Source organism: Nocardiopsis sp. iso_186 (genome assembly GCF_056173365.1).
Window position 1 is genome coordinate 3,620,985 of sequence record NZ_CM149670.1, and the last position, 18,117, is coordinate 3,639,101.

17 protein-coding genes are annotated in these 18,117 nt (G+C 69.7%); 1 reads left to right on the plus strand and 16 read right to left on the minus strand.

All coding sequences use genetic code 11. The features are described 5' to 3' along the window. Positions 1-377: 377 nt before the first annotated feature. The 14 genes from AC0VYP_RS15835 to hisI form a co-directional block, all read right to left on the minus strand. Positions 378-2,051 (minus strand): bis-aminopropyl spermidine synthase family protein, encoded by a 1,674-nt coding sequence (locus tag AC0VYP_RS15835; RefSeq protein WP_475470447.1) that lies wholly within the window; start codon positions 2,049-2,051, stop codon positions 378-380. Then, positions 2,048-3,028: a hypothetical protein gene (locus tag AC0VYP_RS15840; RefSeq protein WP_475470449.1), complete on the minus strand. Its 981-nt coding sequence runs from the start codon at positions 3,026-3,028 to the stop codon at positions 2,048-2,050. Before AC0VYP_RS15840 ends, AC0VYP_RS15835 begins: the two co-directional genes overlap by 4 nt. Before the next feature lie 90 nt (positions 3,029-3,118). Then, positions 3,119-4,342 carry a hypothetical protein gene (locus AC0VYP_RS15845; protein WP_285756792.1) on the minus strand — a complete coding sequence of 408 codons (1,224 nt, stop codon included), beginning with the start codon at positions 4,340-4,342 and terminating at the stop codon, positions 3,119-3,121. 231 nt (positions 4,343-4,573) lie between these two features. Next, positions 4,574-5,548, minus strand: a complete 975-nt coding sequence (gene lgt / locus AC0VYP_RS15850) for a prolipoprotein diacylglyceryl transferase (RefSeq protein ID WP_285756793.1) — start codon at positions 5,546-5,548, stop codon at positions 4,574-4,576. Then, positions 5,545-6,492: a DsbA family protein gene (locus tag AC0VYP_RS15855; RefSeq protein WP_285756794.1), complete on the minus strand. Its 948-nt coding sequence runs from the start codon at positions 6,490-6,492 to the stop codon at positions 5,545-5,547. Before AC0VYP_RS15855 ends, lgt begins: the two co-directional genes overlap by 4 nt. Positions 6,493-6,643: 151 nt before the next feature. Next, entirely contained in the window at positions 6,644-7,180 is a 537-nt protein-coding gene (locus tag AC0VYP_RS15860; protein WP_285756795.1) for a MauE/DoxX family redox-associated membrane protein, read from the minus strand. A gap of 278 nt (positions 7,181-7,458) precedes the next feature. Further along, the gene (trpA, locus tag AC0VYP_RS15865; protein WP_285756796.1) at positions 7,459-8,268 is read right to left on the minus strand and encodes a tryptophan synthase subunit alpha; all 810 of its coding nucleotides are present in this window, start codon (positions 8,266-8,268) and stop codon (positions 7,459-7,461) included. After that, entirely contained in the window at positions 8,268-9,500 is a 1,233-nt protein-coding gene (gene trpB, locus AC0VYP_RS15870; RefSeq protein WP_475470452.1) for a tryptophan synthase subunit beta, read from the minus strand. Before trpB ends, trpA begins: the two co-directional genes overlap by 1 nt. Before the next feature lie 181 nt (positions 9,501-9,681). Next, positions 9,682-10,488, minus strand: coding sequence for an indole-3-glycerol phosphate synthase TrpC (gene trpC, locus AC0VYP_RS15875; protein ID WP_475470453.1), 807 nt, complete (start codon positions 10,486-10,488; stop codon positions 9,682-9,684). Between the two features lie 243 nt (positions 10,489-10,731). Then, a complete protein-coding gene (locus tag AC0VYP_RS15880) occupies positions 10,732-11,181 on the minus strand; it encodes a DUF2752 domain-containing protein (protein WP_285756799.1) in 450 nt (149 codons plus the stop codon). 20 nt (positions 11,182-11,201) lie between these two features. Beyond that, entirely contained in the window at positions 11,202-11,564 is a 363-nt protein-coding gene (locus AC0VYP_RS15885) for a CD225/dispanin family protein (protein ID WP_285756800.1), read from the minus strand. Positions 11,565-11,830: 266 nt separating this feature from the next. Beyond that, the gene (locus tag AC0VYP_RS15890) at positions 11,831-12,199 is read right to left on the minus strand and encodes an HGxxPAAW family protein (RefSeq protein WP_285756801.1); all 369 of its coding nucleotides are present in this window, start codon (positions 12,197-12,199) and stop codon (positions 11,831-11,833) included. Next, on the minus strand, positions 12,199-12,825 hold the full coding sequence (locus AC0VYP_RS15895) for a Trp biosynthesis-associated membrane protein (protein WP_475474264.1): 627 nt from the start codon (positions 12,823-12,825) through the stop codon (positions 12,199-12,201). The genes AC0VYP_RS15890 and AC0VYP_RS15895 overlap by 1 nt, the downstream gene beginning before the upstream one ends. Before the next feature lie 53 nt (positions 12,826-12,878). Continuing rightward, positions 12,879-13,220 carry a phosphoribosyl-AMP cyclohydrolase gene (gene hisI, locus AC0VYP_RS15900; RefSeq protein WP_475470456.1) on the minus strand — a complete coding sequence of 114 codons (342 nt, stop codon included), beginning with the start codon at positions 13,218-13,220 and terminating at the stop codon, positions 12,879-12,881. Between the two features lie 99 nt (positions 13,221-13,319). Between hisI and AC0VYP_RS15905 the strand changes: the two genes are divergently transcribed. Further along, on the plus strand, positions 13,320-14,303 hold the full coding sequence (locus tag AC0VYP_RS15905; protein ID WP_285756804.1) for a MurR/RpiR family transcriptional regulator: 984 nt from the start codon (positions 13,320-13,322) through the stop codon (positions 14,301-14,303). A 50-nt stretch (positions 14,304-14,353) separates the two neighbouring features. On the opposite strand, the gene AC0VYP_RS15910 is transcribed toward AC0VYP_RS15905, so the two are convergent. After that, entirely contained in the window at positions 14,354-16,189 is a 1,836-nt protein-coding gene (locus AC0VYP_RS15910) for an ABC transporter ATP-binding protein (RefSeq protein ID WP_475470458.1), read from the minus strand. Further along, the gene (locus AC0VYP_RS15915) at positions 16,186-18,087 is read right to left on the minus strand and encodes an ABC transporter ATP-binding protein (protein ID WP_475470459.1); all 1,902 of its coding nucleotides are present in this window, start codon (positions 18,085-18,087) and stop codon (positions 16,186-16,188) included. Before AC0VYP_RS15915 ends, AC0VYP_RS15910 begins: the two co-directional genes overlap by 4 nt. Positions 18,088-18,117: the final 30 nt, after the last annotated feature.

Below are 18,117 nucleotides of genomic sequence, written 5' to 3' on the forward strand. Positions count from 1 at the left end.
AGGGCCGCTCTTACCCACACCCGTTTCCCGCAGGCCCCAGGAGTCGGGGCTTGCGGGCACTTCCTCGTGACAACCGGTGATATACCAGGTGATCGCGGCACCCGCGGTGAATTTACGTTGTCTCCGGTCCGAACCGCCAACGGACTGGAGGTCTAGACCAACCGTCGCCACAGTGCGACGGTCGTTCATGGCGAGGGGTACCCCTTCGCCCGTCCCTTTGCAGGATACGGTGCCCGAAACTCACCGTTTCAAGCGGCATGCGGCTATGTATCCGGCAAAAGCGCTCGCAAACCCCGCTCGGGGAAAGCAGCTTCGCAAGAATACACGCCACATCCGGCCACTCTTCTACTAAGGCTCGCCTTACCAGGGGTTATTCCCTACTCGGCGGCCACGTGGCCCGCGAGGTGGGCCACGGCCTCGTCGAGGGCGGGGAACCGGTGCAACGGCAGGTCAAGCAAGGTGTGTCCGGCCAGCCAGGGCAGGGCACGAGCCACGAGGGTACGGGCCTGTTTCTTGTTGACCGGAGTGCCCAGATCCGCGGAGAGGCGGGTCAGCCCTTCCCTGAGCACCGCCGCGATCGAGCCGTGGGCGCGCCGGCGCAGGTACTCCCCCAGCAGTGTTTCGACGGGGGTGCCGACAACCGGACGGTCGGCGTCGGCGGAACGCACGGTGAGCAGTGCACGACGCTCGTCGGGCACGCCCCGTTCGACCTCCAGCACGTGGTGCCCGCCCACGATCGCACGCAACCGGTTCAGGCCGGCGGCATCGCGGACCTGGGGAGCGTCCGCGGCCAACACGACGCGCAGCACGTCTGCCCCGGAAGCCAGAATCACCCGTTCGGCAAGAGCCTCGTGGCCACCGGTGAGGTCCAGAACGGCCGTGCGTGCGCGTACCGGTGCGGTGAACCAGGCCGTGAGGCCAGCGCGTCGCGCCCCTTCGGGCAGTGCGGCGCGCGGCCACCTCCCGACGTAGAGGTCGGGGGCGAGATCGGCCCAGACACGCGTGGCGGCCTCGGCGTCCATTGCGGTCGCGGATTCGCGGGCGTTCGCACCCTGACTGTAGATCCGGGCGTCACCCTCCGGTTCACGCGGATTCGTCGGGGTTCGCGCGGTGGGGCGCAGCACGTAGAGGTCGCTGGCCGCACCGATCGCCTCGGCGCCCAGGTACCGGTTGAAATCGGGCCACAACGCCTCGGTGGCGAGGTTGAGGCGGGTGAGACGCTCCTGTGTCTTGGCCACCAGTGCCGGGGTGGTTTCGCTTGCCCCGTAGGCCATCAGCACGCGCGCGGTCTTGGGCCGGGCCAGCCCTTCCAGACCGCGGCGCACGAACAGCTCCACCCCCTCAGGGGTGTACGGCGGATCGGTGAAGACCAGGTCGGCCGTCGAACGCAACGATGCCGGCAGCCCCAGGCGCAAATCGGCGAAATAGCAGCGCACGTTCAGCCCCAGTTCGGTGGCCTCGGTATCGATGTATCTCAGCATCCGCTCGTCGATGTCAACCACGACCGCCTCGACGCCGGGGTGGACCAGCGCGAGGGCCAGCGACGTGAGGTCGTGGTCGCCCACACACAGCAGCCGCGCCCCCTGGAGGTCGAACCGGGTGGCCAGGAACACCGCTCGGCGCAGCGCGGTGTGCGCGGTGGCGGCCACGTGGTCGAGGTCGGCGCGCGCCGTGGGGGCCTGCGCGACCAGGCGTTCCAACCGCGCGAGTGCTTCGCGGTGCGGGGCGAGGAGGTGACCGACCGGGTCGGCCAGACCGGGCCTGGCCGCGAACGCGGCGTAGCGACCGGGTTCACGCAGGCGGATCCGGTGGCCGTCGTCGTCGAGTTCGCCCTCCAGAGCCGTCAGAACCGCGGCGGTGACCCGGTGGGCGACGGTGGTCGCCCGCACGAGCTCGCTCGGGGTGAACCAGCCGCCGCCGGCGAGGGTCGCCAGGACGCGATGGGCACGAGTGGCGTCAACGCCCTGCTCGGCGAGCAGGGCGGTCAACGCGGGAGAGAGGTCGGTCATCGTCAACTCGACGGGCTGCGGGCGCTGGAGGCGCTCGCTCAACCGGTCGCTCCTTCGGTACCGGCCTCCGCACCGGTACCGGCCTCCGCACCGGGGTCGGCGCCGGTCTCGGTACCGGCCTCCGCACCGGTACCGGCCTCGGTGTCCGTCTCGGGTTCACCGAGGAAGTTCTCCCGTTCGCCCACTCGGTACAGGACAGGCATGTCGAACTTGACGTTCAGCGCGATCAGCGGCGAGGAGAGGTCCTCCGTGTCCTCGGGCGTCTGGGAACCGATGGACTGGACCCAGATGATGATCAGATAGTGGCCGTTGACGGTGGCCTCGGCGGAGCTGAAGCCCGCGCCGAGAACGTCGAAGGGCGCGTCAGTGGTCGGCGGCACGAGGAAACCGGGCTGTTCGGCCCCGTCCTCGTCGGCAACCGGCTCCAGAGCGGCGGCCACCGCCTTGGCCGCGTCGATGTCGCGCAGTTTGAACAGCGTGGCCAGGGCGACGTAGTCGTCAGAGGCGTATCCGGCACGGGCCGCCTGGGAGCAGTCGGCCTCGGCGAGCGCCGCGGCGGCCTTGTCCCCCCAGACGGCTTCGGAGCAGTTCTCGGAGAGCGACTGGGACGCCAGCGCGAAAGTCATGCCCTGACCGGTGATCTCGGCGTTGCCGCGGCCAAAGACCTCCTCCTCGTTGAGGGGACGGGGGTCCATCTCCCGCTCGGGAAGGACTTCACTGGCCTCCCCGGAGTCATAGACCTCGTAGCGGGTGGGCATCGCCTCGCCGGCGGTCGCACCGGGCCCGAGGAGGTCAAGCAGCAGGACCACGACGAGACCGACGACCGCGAGTCCCAGGACGCCGAGAAGGACCGGAACGATCGGACCGCGCTTGCCCGACCGTCGTCCACCGCCTTTGCGGCGCGAACCGCGCGCACGGTTGGCACGCTCCTCGGACCGGCCTTCACCGGAGGGCGCCGCTCCAGCGGGTTTCCTGCGCCGGCCGGGGGTTCCGGACGCGGGCGACTCGGTAGATGACACCTGCAACCTCTTCGGTAAGCGAAACGGGGGACGACCACGGTCAAGGAGACCAGGGTATTGGAATCTCCGCTGGGGCTTGACGCCCCGGGGTCAGCCCTCTCCCCCTTCTTGCGCGGCGGCCTCATGAACCCGCTCGTAGACCACGACGGCAGAGTCCATGACGACCACGTTGAGCGTGGCCATGGAATCGTCGTCCCCGGGCTTGCCACCGTCCGCGCGGGCCACCCAGAACACGGCGAGGTAGTGCCCCATCACCTGAGCAGTGGCCTGGCTGTAGCCGCTCTGGAGGCCGTCGATCTCGGTGTTCATGGGTAGGACGAAGCCCGGTTCGGCACCGGAGTCCAGGTTGGCCAGGGCGGTGTCGGCTGCGTCGGAGTCAACCAGGTCGAAAAGGGTGAACTGTGCCACATACTCCTCGCCCGGGTCCTGGTAGACGCCGCGGGCCGCGGCGGAGCAGGAACCGGTGGAGAGGTCCTGGGCGAACTGGTCCCCCCAGACCAGGGCGGTACAGGTGTCGGTGACCTCGGAGTCGCGCAGGGTGAGCTCGAAGTCGTCCAACGACAGGGTCTGCGTGGAAGAGCCGAAGACCTCTTCTTCGGTGAGGGGTTCCTCGTTGTCCGCGCGTTCCGCGATCGGAGCGAAGAGCTCCTGCTCGGACTGGGCGTAGAACAGGTCCGGGGTGAGGGTGCTGTGCCCCTCGGGCGGTTCGACGATGGGGGCGGGAGCCCCCTCGCTGGTGCTCTGCACCGGGTTGATCAGCCGATAGGTGAAGACACCGAGCAGGCTCAGCATCGCGACGACGGCCAGGGCCAGCAAAATTGCGAGCACGGCGGTGCCGCGCTTGCGCCGACTCTGTTCGGCCAGCGAGTAGACCATTTGGCCGGGACGATCACCCAGGACGGTGACCTTGCTCAGTGCCGTGGCGGAGAAGCGCGAGACCTGCCCGATCGCACCGGAACCGGCCTTGGCCCGAGGTGCGCGCCGCATCCCACCGGGCGGAGTCTTCGGTTCGCTCGACGCACGCCGTCCCCGGTTCCCGGAGCGCTTGGCCTTGCCGCCCCGGGCTGCGGTACGACCACCGCTCTTGGCGCGCGAACCACGGGCACGCGGTTCGGGGTCGGGGTCGGGTCCCTCTTCTTCTTCGACGTAGTCGTCGTAGTACTCGTCGTCGTAGTCGTCCACGACCTCGTCGGCGGGGTGCCTGGAAATCGCGCGCGTGGCACTCGCGGACCGGCCCTGGGCGGAGCGCGCCCTCCGGGACCTGCGCCCGGTCGGCTCAGCGGAGTCGGATTTTCTCAAGGCTCGAACACTCATCCAGCTCGGGTGGGGTCCTTTGCGGGTATGCGCCCGCAAAGGACCACCGCGGTCAGTTTCGGCGTCTGCCGTCACCGCGCCACTGGCTCGGTTCAGGAGGCCGTTGGTTCGTCGGACTTGTCGGTGCCGGCACCGGGACGCAGCACCTGGGCTGCGCTCCTGCGGTTCGACGACGATGGCGCCGTCTCAGTGGGCGGAGCCGGACGTGTCAGGCTGGACGTCACTGCTCTGCTATCTGCTCTGTGCATCACTGTCGCCGGTGTGCGGATCGCTCGCTGCTCCCGAGTCGGTTCCGATGATCTGGGTTCCCTCGTCCTCCCCTTCGGGCAGCACCCGGGTGGAGAAGCGGTCGAGGCGCCTGCCCGCCCACACGAAGTAGGCCAGTGCGGCGGCGAAGACCACGATCGAGGTCCAGTTGTTCAGTCGGAAACCGAGTACTTCGTTGGCGGGGTCAACCCGCATGTACTCGATCCAGAACCGCCCCACACAGTAACCCATGATGTAAAGCGCGAAGAGCCGTCCGCCGCGCAGCGCGTCACCGTAGCGCCGCCCCAGCCATGCCAGCAGGATCGCCAACCCCAGGCACCACAGGGATTCGTAGAGGAAAGTGGGGTGGTAGGTAAAGACTCCCGGCTCCATCCCCGGGCGTAGTTGACCTGCGTCGGTGAGGGAGACCTGCAACGCCCACGGGAGATCGGTGGGACCGCCGAACAACTCCTGGTTGAAGTAGTTGCCCCAGCGGCCGAACGCCTGGGCCAGCGGGATGGTGGGGGCGATGGCGAACGACAACTGGGACATCGACAGGCCCCGGCGGCGGGCCACGAGCCAGACGCCCAGCGCGCCCAGCGGAATGGCTCCCCAGATGCCCAGACCGCCGTTCCAGATGTAGAGGGCCTGGATGGGGTCGCGGCCGGGCCCGAAGTAGAGCTGGTAGTCGCTGATCACGTGGTACAGGCGGCCACCGACCAGACCCAGCAGGACCGCCGGAACGGCGAGATCCATGATGGTGCCCGGACGCCCGCCCATGGCCGCCCAGCGGCGCTCGCTCCAGTAGACGGCGGCAACGACACCGGCGAGGATGCACAGTGCGTAGAAATGGATGGTCAGGGGCCCAAGATGGAGGGCGCTGATGCCCGGGCTGGGGATAGCCGCGAGGGCGCGGCCGGACTCGGCAGCGCCCTCGGTGATGCTCGAAGCGGTCGTCATTGCTCCGTCGTTTCGTTGGCGGTCGGGGATGGGGATGGTGAGTTGTCGTCGGTGCTCTGCGGCCGGGTGTCGGGCTCGCCCGGTGAGGCCGCCTCGATAGTGTCGGCGAGGTCGATGGGGTTGTCGATACCGCCGGTGTAAAGCTCTCCGTTGATGTAGACGGACGGGGTTCCGCCGAACGCGTTGGGGCCCTCATAGCGGTCCTTGACCGCATTGGTGGCAGCCAGGATCTGCTCGACGTAACTGCCGGCCAGGAAGGAGTCGTCTCCCTGGTCCCCGCTCTGCTGGTACTCGGCGAACGCGTCAACGACCCCGGCCTCGGAACGTACCCGCTCGGCGAAGGCGGCGTCGGTGATGCCGAGCTCCTCGCCCCAGGCGATCAGCTCGTCGGCGCTGTAGCCTTCGGCGGTGCCGTTGGGCTGGTTGGCGAACAGCAGCTGGTTGTACTCGACGAACTTGCCGTAGTCGGCTGCGGCCCGGGCTGCTGCTCCGGCACGCAGCGAGTTGGTTCCGGCCGGCGGTCCGCCGGCTGCGAAGATGCTGACCGGCCGCAACTGGAGGACGGCCTTGCCCTGGGCTGCGAGCATGTTCAGCAACTCGCCGTTGGCTTCCTCGAAGTCCGCGCAGTGGGAGCACTGGTAGTCGGCGTAGACCTCCACCAGGGGCGCACTGGCGTCCTCGACGGCGAGCACTGTGCTGCCGTCCTCCTGGAGGGTCTGCGGGGGAAGCTGCTTGTCCCAGCCGGAGAGGCGCTCGGCGACGAGATTGCCGGTGGAGTTGGCCTGCGAGGTGATGATGAAGTAACCGCCGCCCACGATGAGGGCGACGACGCCCAGCGCCACCGCCATCACGGTCAAGAGCTTGTTGCGCTTGGCACGCCGCTGCTCCTTGAGCCGTTCCTGCTTGAGCCGCTCGCGATTCTCTTTCCGCGACGCCTTGCTCATGAGCCGATCACCATTTCCTCGCTGGATACGTTGCGCCGGGCCGCGCCCGCTCGGACACCGCACAGTGGTGCGTCTTCGCGGCACACGGCCCGGTCCACTTCGCGCGCGCCTCCCGAACGGAGCAGGGGGCGGCGTGGTCGGTAAGGGGGTACTACTCGTCTGACTTCTCGCCGCCGGAGTCCGGGTAGAGGCCCAGGAATCCGTCGAGCGCGAAAGGAGAGCGCGGCCAGACCATGACGATACCCGCAAGCAGCATGAAGCCGATGTCACGCACGATGTCCACACCGTAGGCGGTCTCCCCCGCGGCCACCTGGCCACCCGAGGAGAAGCAGCCGCAGTCGATGGTCAACCCGCGCGCCCACGCCGAGATGATTCCGGCGATGAAGACCGCCATCAGCAGGGCGCTGAGTGCCGCGACGTAGCGCGTGGCCAGGCCGATGATCAGCAGGAGCGCCAATGCGATCTCGAACAGGGGCAGGGTGTAGCCGATGAACTGGTTCATCCCGTCGCTGAAGAGCTCGTAGGCCGCGACCGAGCGAACCGACTCCTGCGGTTCGATGGCTTTGAGGTAGCCGGCATAGCCGAGCACTCCGGCCAGGGCGATGCGTGCCACCAGGCTGACCCACGGTCGCAGGTGTTCCCACCGGGACGTCGCGTTGGGCGGGCTCTGTTCGGTATCCGTTGACATGGCCTTCCCCGGGATTCGTCGTGCCTGCTGGTGGGCGGGCCGAATAGGCCCCGTAGCGACCCGCGCGACTCGGGTGGCCGCCGCACGCGACAAGCCTACTGTGCGTAGCCGAGTGGTAACGCTTAAGGCGGGTCGAAAGCAGGGCGGACCCGATTCTCACGGCCGCACGCAGCACAGTAGCCCCCCGACCGGAGCCGGGGGGCGGGAAAAAGGTCCCGACAAAGGGGTCTCACCCAATTCTCACCCGGACCGCTCGCGCTGCCCAGGTGAAGGGCACCTCAGCGCGCGGAGCGCACCCCTTCGGCGAGCTCGGTCGCGAAGGACCGGACCGCGACCAGGCCGGTCTCCAGGTCGGGGGCGTCCAGGATCCGCTGGCAGAAACCCGCACCGACGATGACGCCGTCGGCGTAGGCCGCGACCTGTGCGGCCTGGGCTCCGTTGGAGATCCCCAGGCCGACGCAGACCGGGAGGCCGCTGTCGGCGGTGACCACTCGGGTGCGCTCGACGAGACGCTCGGCCATCCCCGAGACCTCGGCCCGGGTACCGGTGACACCCATGAGCGACGCCGCGTAGACGAACCCGCGGGACGCCTGGCAGGTGAGCGCGAGCCGGGCGTCGGTGGAGGAAGGCGCGACGAGGAAGACGCGGTCGAGGCCCGCGGCGTCGCTGGCGGCGATCCAGGGCTCGGCCTCTTCGGGGATGAGATCGGGGGTGATGACCCCCGCTCCCCCCGCCGCGGCCATGTCCGCTGCGAAGGCGTCCACCCCGTAGCGCTCGATCGGGTTCCAGTAGGACATCACCAGTGCGGCGGCGCCCGTCTCGGCGGTCGCCCGCACCACGGCCAGGACGTCCTTGGGGGTGGTACCGGCCACCAGGGCCATGTCCGCGGCCTTCTGGATGGTCGGGCCGTCCATGGTGGGGTCGGAGTAGGGCAGGCCGACCTCGATGACGTCGCACCCTCCCTCGACCATGGCCTGCACGACCCGGATCGATGACTCGACATCGGGGAAACCCGCGGGGAGGTAGCCGATGAGGGCTGCCCGCCCCTGCTCCTTGGCCTGGGCGAGCTTGCTCTGGAGGGTGGTCATCAGGCCTGCTGCCCTTCGTCGTCGCCGGTGAGCCCGAAGTAGGCGGCGGCGGTGTTGACATCCTTGTCGCCGCGGCCCGAGAGGTTGACCAGGATGGTCGCCTCCGGTCCCAGCTCGGCGCCGATCGTGCGGGCGCCGGCAAGCGCGTGGGCGCTCTCGATCGCCGGGATGATGCCTTCCGTCCGGCACAGCAGCCGGAACGCCTCCATCGCGTCGGCGTCGGTGACGGCGGAGTAGGTCGCACGTCCGGACTCCGCGAGCCAGGCGTGCTCCGGGCCGACCGCCGGATAGTCCAGGCCGGCGGAGATGGAGTGGCTGGGGACGGTCTGACCGTACTCGTCCTGCAGCACGAACGTGCGGGTTCCCTGGAAGACACCGGGACTGCCGCCCGTGATGGAGGCGGCGTGCCGTCCGGACTGCACACCGTCCCCGCCGGCTTCGAAACCGTAGAGGCGCACCGAATCGTCGGGGACGAAGGCCGCGAAGATGCCGATGGCGTTGGAGCCGCCCCCCACGCACGCCGCGACCGCGTCGGGCAGCGCTCCGGTCCGCTCCAGGACCTGTTCCCGTGCCTCGGCACCGATCACGTAGTGCAGGTCGCGCACCATCGAGGGGAAGGGGTGCGGGCCGGCCACCGTGCCCAGGAGGTAGTGGGTGGAGTTGACGTTGGCCACCCAGTCGCGAAACGCCTCGTTGACGGCGTCCTTGAGGGTGCGGCTGCCGATGGTGACCGGGATGACCTCGGCGCCCAGAAGGTTCATCCGGGCGACGTTGAGCGCCTGCCTGCGGGTGTCCTCCTCCCCCATGTAGACCACGCACTCCAGGCCCAGCAGGGCGCAGGCGGTAGCCGTCGCGACGCCGTGCTGGCCTGCGCCGGTCTCGGCGATCACCCGGGTCTTGCCCATCCGCTTGGTGAGCAGGGCCTGGCCGAGCACGTTGTTGATCTTGTGCGAGCCGGTGTGGTTGAGGTCTTCGCGCTTGAGCAGCACCCGCGCACCGGAACAGTGGGCGGAGAAGTTCTTGGCGTCGGTGAGCGGGCTGGGGCGCCCGGTGTAATCGGCGAGCAACGCACTGAGCTCGGCCTGGAAGTCCGGATCGGCCTTGGCCTTGTCCCAGGCTTCCGTGACTTCGTCGAGAGCGGCTACGAGGGCCTCAGGGCTGAAACGGCCGCCGAAACGGCCGTAGTGCCCGCCCTCGTCGAGATAGCCGGGTACCGGGTGTCGGGTATTCATGGTCAACGGGTCTCCAAAAACCGCGCGGAACGGGCGCGGCGGGCGAAGTGGACAAAGCAGCACAGCGCCGGGAACCCGCGACCGGTTCGGCTGCCCCGGTGCGAGTTCCCTAAGGCCATCGCCCGGCGGGCGCCGCGAAACGCGGCGCCGGCCGGGGGGCGGAGTGTGACCGCACGGCGGCCTAGTGCCGATCCCGCAGCGCGGGGTGCGCGCCGGCGGTGACGAGGTCGGCCACGGCGTCGCGCGGGTTGCGCCCGACGACCAGGCTCTCTCCGACGAGGACGGCGTCGGCTCCCGCACTAGCGTAGGCGAGAAGGTCGTGAGGGCCCCGAACGCCGGACTCGGCGATCTTGATCTTGTCGTCGGGGATGGTCGGTGCCAGACGCGCAAAGACGTCCCGGTTGACCTTGAGGGTTTTGAGGTCGCGGGCGTTGACCCCGATGACGGTGGCTCCCGCATCCAGGGCGCGCACGATCTCGTCCTCCGTGTGCACCTCGACCAGCGGGGTGAGCCCCAGGGACTCCGCGCGTTCCACCAGGGAGATCAGTGCGTCCTGGGGCAGCGCGGCGACGATCAGGAGAACGGCGTCGGCACCGTGTGCCCTGGCTTCCCACAACTGGTAGGAGCTGACCACGAAGTCCTTGCGCAGCAGCGGGGTCTCCACCATCGCGCGTACGGCGGCGAGGTCGGCGAGGCTGCCGCCGAAGCGGCGCTGCTCGGTGAGGACGCTGATCAGGCAGGCGCCGCCCGCGGCGTAGTCCGCGGCCAGTGCGGCCGGATCGGCGATCGCAGCGAGGGCCCCCTTGGACGGACTGGAGCGCTTCACCTCAGCGATGACCTGGACGCCTGGGCTGCGCAGCGCGGCGACCACGTCCTTGGGCCAGGGCACGCCCTCGACTCGCTCCTTGAGCGTGTCCAAGGGTATGGCTGCCTGTCGGTCAGCGAGGTCCGCGCGTACTCCGTCGAGGATCTCGTCGAGCACGCTCACGATGAGAGAGCCCCCTCCATGTTGGCTTTGCGTCATGGCCGTCTTCGTGGGCACCGACCGTTGCGGCGCTCGAAGCATCGCCGGGACGGGGTCAGCGCACTGAAAGCCCCCGCTCCCGGTGCCACCGATCGTATCCACCCCGGTCGAGGCGCGGGGCACCGGCTCGGCCGATACGCGCGGCGCACGCGGCGCTCGTAAGCTCCGCCCCCGTGGATCGACGGTAGCGGGTCCGGCAGGGGTCGGTCAGGCGAACCAGGTGGCCCCCGGCGCCAGGAAGGCGCCGAAGGGAAGATTGCGCACGAGCCAGTAGAGGAGGATCGCCGCGAGAAGCAGGTACAGCCATACAGGGCTGGCCATCGTGGTGCGGGTCGCCTTGGGCGGCCGAAACGACTGGTAGAGCCACTTGATGTACCAGAACGCCACGAAGGGAACCACTGCGACGGCGAAGATGTTCATTTGCGCCGCGCCCAGCACATCGAGGTGTGTGAGGGCGGCGACGGCACGGGTGGTCCCGCATCCGGGGCAGAAGGTGCCGGTGAGCATCAGCCACGGGCAGGTCGGGTAGTTGCCCGGCTCGTTGGGGTCGATGAAATGCACCATCACCGCGGCGGCCAGGCCGACCACGCCCACAGCGATCGGCGCCGCCGCCGGGTGGAGGCGGCGCCGTTTCGCGGATACCGGGTAATCGGTCATCGAGGGCTGGACCGAACGACCTAGTAGGTGCCGGAGGAGTTGACCGCAGCGGCGATGACGATGGCGTAGAAGATGATGATGAGGACCCAGGCGACGACCGCGCCGATCGCCGACCAGATGGCGAACTTCTTGGCCTTCTCCGACGCCTCCTGGGCGCCGGCGTAGTCGCCCACGGCCCACTTGCTGTTGACCTGGCTGGAGAAGACGATCGAGGCGACGCCCAGGGGCAGGCAGCAGAACAGCGTGCTCAGGATGGCCCAGATGAGGTAGTTCTCCGGAGGCTGGCCACCTCCGGGGTAGCCGGCGGGGCCGCCACCGGGGTACCCGCCGGGAGGGCCGTAACCGCCGGGGTTCTGAGGACCGGAAGGAGGACCGTAGCTCATGGTTCGTGTTCTTTTCTGATGACGGGAATGGGATTGGACGACAGCGCGGCCGGGGCGGGATCGTCAACAGGGCCACGGTTGGGATCGCCCACCCCCGTACGACACTCCGGCCGACGCTCAAGATCAGAGGTCAGGCGAACCGATCAAACCAGAGACCGGGTGAAATATCGAGTCAATACATCCCCGTTCGGGAATGAGAAACGAAATTTCAACTGGATCGCAGCTGTTTCGACCCCTTCTCGCGACGGGCCCGTGACCGGTACCGGTCACTCGTTGCCGGCGCTCACCGAAGCGCGGTCGTGCGCCTTGCGCGACGCGGGCTCATCGCCCTCGTCGTCACTGGTCTGACGCTCGGGGACCAGCAGGTCCTTGGTCTTGGCCAGCAGACTGGCGTCGTACTGCTCGCGGGTCATGGGCAGCGGACGGGGGGTCTTGCGCCCCAGGCCCGCGCGCTTCATGACTCCGGCCACCGCAGCGCAGGCGATGCTGCCGACCAGGGCGACAATAGTCCAGGTAATGAGGCTCTGACCAGCGATGATGGCGACACCGGCCACGGTCCAGATCACGATCCAGGACGCGGTCAGGAACCAGGCCGACAGGGTGTTGCCGTGGTCGTCGTGGTGCTCGTCGGACATCAACGCTCCTTGGGTTCTGCGTTCTCATTGGACACGGCGCCGGGGGCGTCCGCGTCGGGCGTGCCGGGGCCCGGTAGGGGGTCCGCGGTGGGGTCTGCTCCGCTGTCCAGCGACTTCCACAGCTCGGCGGGGTCGTCGGTGCGGGTCGCGGCCGGTGCGTCGTGGCGATCGTACCTGCTGCCCATGACAGGCCATGCCGCCCCCCTGAGCAGGGTCAGCACACCTGCGACGACGAGGAGGAGCGCGGCCGTCGCGGCGACGACCGGCCCGAGCGGGACGAGTCGCACCGCGGAGAGGTCCCCGTCCGCGGTGGCGAGACGCTCGGCGGTGGCGGCGAGCGCCGCGGAGCGCGTACCGGTGTAGACACCGGCCAGCCCGGCCACGCCCAGCACCGCTACCAGCAGGCCCACGACGCGGCGTCCCGTGCCACGGGTCGCGACGACGGCGACGACGGAGGCGAACGCGGCCCAGCCCAGCGCCGAGGCGAGCGGGCTGACCTGGGAAGCGGGTAGGTCGAGCAGGATCGGGGCGAGTCCGTTGCCCATGTCCACCCGCGCGGTGGCCCAGTCCTGCGCGGTAGCGGCCAGCAGCAGAACCGCTCCTGCCGCGGTGGCCGTGAGCGTCAGGAGGTACTGCCCGGAGCCGGCCGGTCAACGGCGGGAGGACACGGTGGCGACGCTCACAGCAAGGGGTCCGCGTCGAAGCAGGTGCGCGCGCCGGTGTGGCAGGCGGCGCCGGTCTGGTTGACCCGGACCAACAGGGTGTCGCCGTCGCAGTCCAGGGCGACCGAGACGACGCGTTGGGTGTTGCCCGAAGTCGCACCCTTGACCCAGTACTCACCGCGGCTGCGCGACCAGTAGGTGGCCGCGCGGGTATCGATGGTGCGGCGCAGGGCCTCGTCATCCATCCAGGCGAGCATGAGAACCTCGCCGGTGTCGTGCTGTTGCACGACGGCCGCCACCAGTCCGTCCGAGGTGCGTTTGAGGCGCGCGGCGATGCCGGGGTCCAGGTCCGTGCTCATGCGGTGCAGTTTATTACCCCGTTCGCATTGGCGTTATCGGGGTCCCGAGCTGGTTCCAGGCCCCGATAACGTCGAGGCCAGCCCACGAGAGGAGTGTCCGTGACCGCTCAGCGACTCGCCGCCGAACTGGCGGACAAGCCGGCGGCGTTGACCCGCCTGGCCGACCGCCTGGCCCGCCGCGACCCCTACGCCGCGCTGCCCGCGCTGCTGGACGACGAGCCGGCCGCGATCGTACTGCTGGGGGCCGGGGCAGGCCACTACGTCTGCGAGGTCGCAGCGGAGCGGATGCGACGGGCGGGACTGGGCGCGTCGGCGGAGTCGGCGACGGCCGCCTTCTCCACCCCGGGCGGCCCCGACACCCTGGTGGTGGCGGTGGCGTTGGGCAGCGCGCGCCGGGAACTGTGCGAATCGCTCCATCGCTACGCCGGCTCCTCGGCGATCGTCGTACTGACCGACGACGCCGAAGGCCCCGAAACGCGCTACGCCGACCTGGTCGTGCCGCTGCTGACGAGCGGCGAGGTCAGCGGCCTGGAGAGCGGCGGGGCCCAGCAGGCTCTGGCGCTGTTGCTCCTTCTGGCCTCCCGGCTGGGCGCACCCACGCCTGGGAGCTCGGCCGATGTCGCGGTGACCCTGCGGCGTTCGAGCAATGCCGTCTCCGACCTGATGGCCCGCGCCGCGGAGTGGGTCCCGGGGGTTGCCGGTCTGCTCTCGACGCGTCCCGGCCCCTACCTGGTGGCGCCGGCCGAGCGGTCGTCCTCGGCGCGCCTGGGTGCTCTTGCGCTGCGACGCGGACCGGTGCTGGCCGCGCACTCCTGCGAGACCGGGGAGTGGTCGCACACCGAGCGCCACCTGGCAGCGGTGCAGGACTACCGGGCGCTGCTGTTCGCCGGCTCGCGTTTCGACGAGCGCTTCGCCGACCACCTGGGGTCGCTGAAGGGCACGTTCGTCTGTGTGGGCGGTGAGGTCCCCGGCGCGGCCATGGTGCTGCGCTACCCCGGGGACACCGACCCCGACATCGGCGTGTTGACGGAGCCGGTGATCGCGGAGCTGCTCGCGCTGCACTGGTGGAAGCACCGGCGCTGACCGCGTCGGGCACGGGACGCTTGCCGCGTCGCCGGATGGATGGTCGGGGATCAGGCCGAACTGGTGACCCAGGAGGCGTGCAGGTCGGCGTAGACACCGGGCCGCACCACCAGTTCGGCGTGGCTGCCGCGTTGGACGACTCGGCCGGCGTCGAAGACGAGTACCTCGTCCGCGGCTTCCGCCGTTGAGAGGCGGTGCGCGATGGCAACGGAGGTGCGGCCGCTGGTGAGCCGTTCCAGTGCGCGTTGGATGCGCACCTCGGTGGCCGGGTTGACCGCGGAGGTGGCCTCGTCGAGGACCAGCAGGTCGGGGTCGGCGACGTAGGCGCGGACCAGCGCCACGAGCTGGCGTTCCCCGGCCGAGAGCGATTCCCCTCGTTGGCCGACCGGGGTGGCCAGACCGTGGGCGAGTCCCGTCAGCCACTCCCCCAGGCCCATTTCGGTGATGGCCTCGACCAGTTCGGTGTCGGTGGCCTCGGGGCGGGCGAAGCGGATGTTCTCCCCGAGTGTGCTGTCGAAGAGGAATCCCTCCTGCGGAACCATGACCACGCGGGCGCGCAGGGAGGAGAAGGCGACCTCCCGCAGGTTGACGTCGTCGAGGAGGACGGCGCCCTTGGCGGGGTCCATCAGCCGGGTGAGGAGCTTGACGAAGGTCGTCTTGCCCGATCCGGTCTCCCCGACCACCGCCACCCGGCGGCCCGGGCGGATCTCCAGGTTGACGTCGTCGAGCACCAACGGCCCGGAGGGGTAGGCGTAGGAAACCTGGTCGAAGCGCACGGAGACGGGGCCGCGCGGTAGTTCCCTGCCCCGGGGCCCGGGGTCGGCGATGTCGGGGACGGTGTCGAGGACGCCGAGCACACGCCGCCAACCCGCGATGGCGTTCTGTGCCTCGTTGAAGATCTCGGTCGCCATGATCATCGGCGTGATGAAGAGGGTGATCACGAAGAGGAACGCCACGAGCTCGCCCGCGGTGAGCTCGCCCGCGATGCCCAACAGGACCCCCGCGACGACGATGCTGGCGTAGGCCAGCGCCGCGATGAATTCGGCGAACGGTGAAACCGCCATGGACAGGCGCTGGGCCCTGACCTGGGCGGTCCGGGTGGCCAGAACCGTCTCGTCCACCCGTCGGGCGGTGCGCGTCTCGGTGCCGTGGGCGCGGATGACGGCCGCTCCCATGACCGTCTCACCGATGACGCCGAGCATGTCCCCGGTGCGCTCGCGGACCGCGAGGTAGGCCTTGGACAGCAGTTTCTGCAACCAGCGCACGCCGAACAGCAGGGGGAGGAAACAGACCCAGGTCAACAGTGCGAGCTGCCAGGCGTAGACGGACATGAGCACGGTGGCCACGATCAGCTGGCCGACGCTGACGATCAGCAGGACTCCGCCGCGCTGCATGAAGGCACTGATCTGGTTGACGTCACCGGTGACGCGGGAGACCAGGGCGCCCTTGCGCTCGCTGTTCTGGGTGAGCACCGACAGGTCGTGCACGTGCCGGAACGCCTTGCGCCGCAGGGTGGCCAGTCCGAACTCGGTGGCCCGGTACAACCGGGCGTTCATGAAGTAGGAGCAGATCCCGGTCAGCAGGACCAGTACGGCGCATACCGTGACCGCGCGGGCCACGAACCCGATGTCGGGACCGCCCTCGGCGACCAGACCGTTGTCGATCACCTGTTGGACCGCGACGGGGACCACGATCCGTCCGGCGGTGGCCACCAGGGCGAGGAAAAGGGTGAGGAGGAGGCCGTGGGCGAATTCCGGTGAGAGGGCCAGTCCGCGGCGCAGCGTCGCCCAGGCGGAGTCGGTGGAGCGGTGCAACGCGGGAGCCGCGTCGGCGTTGGTGGGGACACCCTCCGCGCGGTCGGGACGGGTGGGCGCCGGAGCGCTCATCGGGTGACCTCCTGTTCGGTGGCGGCGTCGGCAACACGCTGCTCGGCGGCGTTTTCGTAGGCGGTGACGAGCGCGTGGTAGCCCGGGGACCGCTCCAGCAGTTCGGCGTGCGTCCCGCGGTCGTGGACGGTGCCCTGCTCCAGGTAGACGACTTCGTCGGCGAGCTCGATGGTGGCCCTGCGGTAGGCCACGACGACCACGGTGGCCGACAGTTCGATGTCGCGGAGCCCACCGAGGATCTGCGCCTCAACCTGCGGGTCCACGGCGGAGGTGGCATCGTCCAGGATGAGCAGCCTGGGCCGGCGGACGAGTGCCCGGGCCAGGGCGAGGCGCTGGCGCTGACCGCCGGACAGGCTGGTACCGCGCTCGCCCAGGCGGGTGTCGAGACCCTCCGGCAGGGCTGCGACGAAGGAGTCCGCACGGGCCAGCCGCAGTGCCTCCCATACGAGGGCGTCGTCGATGTCGCCGCCGAGGGTGACGTTGTCGCGGACGGTGTCCTCGAAGACGAAGGCGCTCTGCGGCACCAGCGCGGCGGTGCGCGCGATCTCCCCCGGGGCGAGTTCGCGGACGTCGGTCCCGTTGAACCGGACCGTTCCGGAGTCGGGGTCCACCAGGCGCATGAGCAGTGTGGTGAGGGTGGACTTGCCCGCGCCGGTGGGACCGACCAGGGCGATGGTGCGTCCGGAGGCCAGGGTGAGGTGTACGTCGCTGAGGACGGTGGTGCGGGGTTCGGCCTCGATGCCCTCGGGTGACTGGACGGAGAGGTCGCGGGTGGCGTTGCCGTTCTCCTGGTAGGCGTTGACGTAGGAGAACCCGACTTCGTCCAACTCGACCCGCAGCCCGCCCTCACCGTCGAGGGGGGTGCGACCGTGCTCGGTGCGGCCCTGGGCTCCGAGGACCGCGCTGACCCTGCGCCAGCCCACGACGCTGCGCGGCATGTCGCCGAGGAGCCAGCCCAACGAGCGGACCGGCAGGGCCAACAGGGTGAACAGATAGGCGATCTGGACGAGGTCGCCGGAGCTGACCGCGCCGCTCTCGATGCGGATCGCACCGATCAGCAGTACCGCCAGTACACCCAGGTTGGGCAGGGAGTCCATGACCGGATCGAACATGGCGCGCATCCGGCCAACCCGGATCTGGGCGTCGCGCAGCCGGTGCGCGGCGGCGGTGAAGCGTTCGGTCTCGGTGTCCTCGCGTCCGAGGCTCTTGACCACGAGCGCACCGTCGAAGGACTCGTGGGCGACTTCGCTGACCCGGGCGCGCAACATCTGCGCTCGGGTGTCCACCGGGGTGACCTTGCGCTGGAAGACGACGTTGGCCACGGCCAGCGCCGGGAAGACGACGAAGCCGACGAGGGCGAGCACCGAATCGGTGAGCAGCATCGCCGCTGCGGCGATCACGAGCATGAACACGCTGCCCACCGCCATGGGCAGCGGGGCGAGCGGCCCCCAGGCGGCTTCGACGTCGGCGTTGGCGTTGGACAGCAGTTGGCCGGTGGGATGGCGCTGGTGCCAGGAGAGCGGGAGGTCCAGGTATTTGCGGGCGACGGCCTGCCGGTACCGGGCCTGCATCCGAAACTGCATGAGACCGGCGTAGAGGCGGCGGGCTGCGAGACCGAGCCCCTTGAGAACGCCGACCGCCAGCAGCAGGGAGGCTGCGGCGGCCAGCGCACCGGTGGTGGTCTCCCCTTGCGCGAAGGCCGGGAGGATCACGTCTTCGGTGACGCGTCCCAGGACGGTGGCGGAGGCGACCGCGACTCCTGCGTGGAGTGCGGCCCCGCCCACGGCGAGGGCGAAGATCCACGGCTCGGCGCGGATCGCGACCCACAGGACGCGCAGGCCCTCCGCCAACACCCGGGAATCCACTGCGGGTCTTTCCGTAGTGACTCCCTGTGACATACGTCCCCCAGCTGCGTCGGTGGTGGCGAG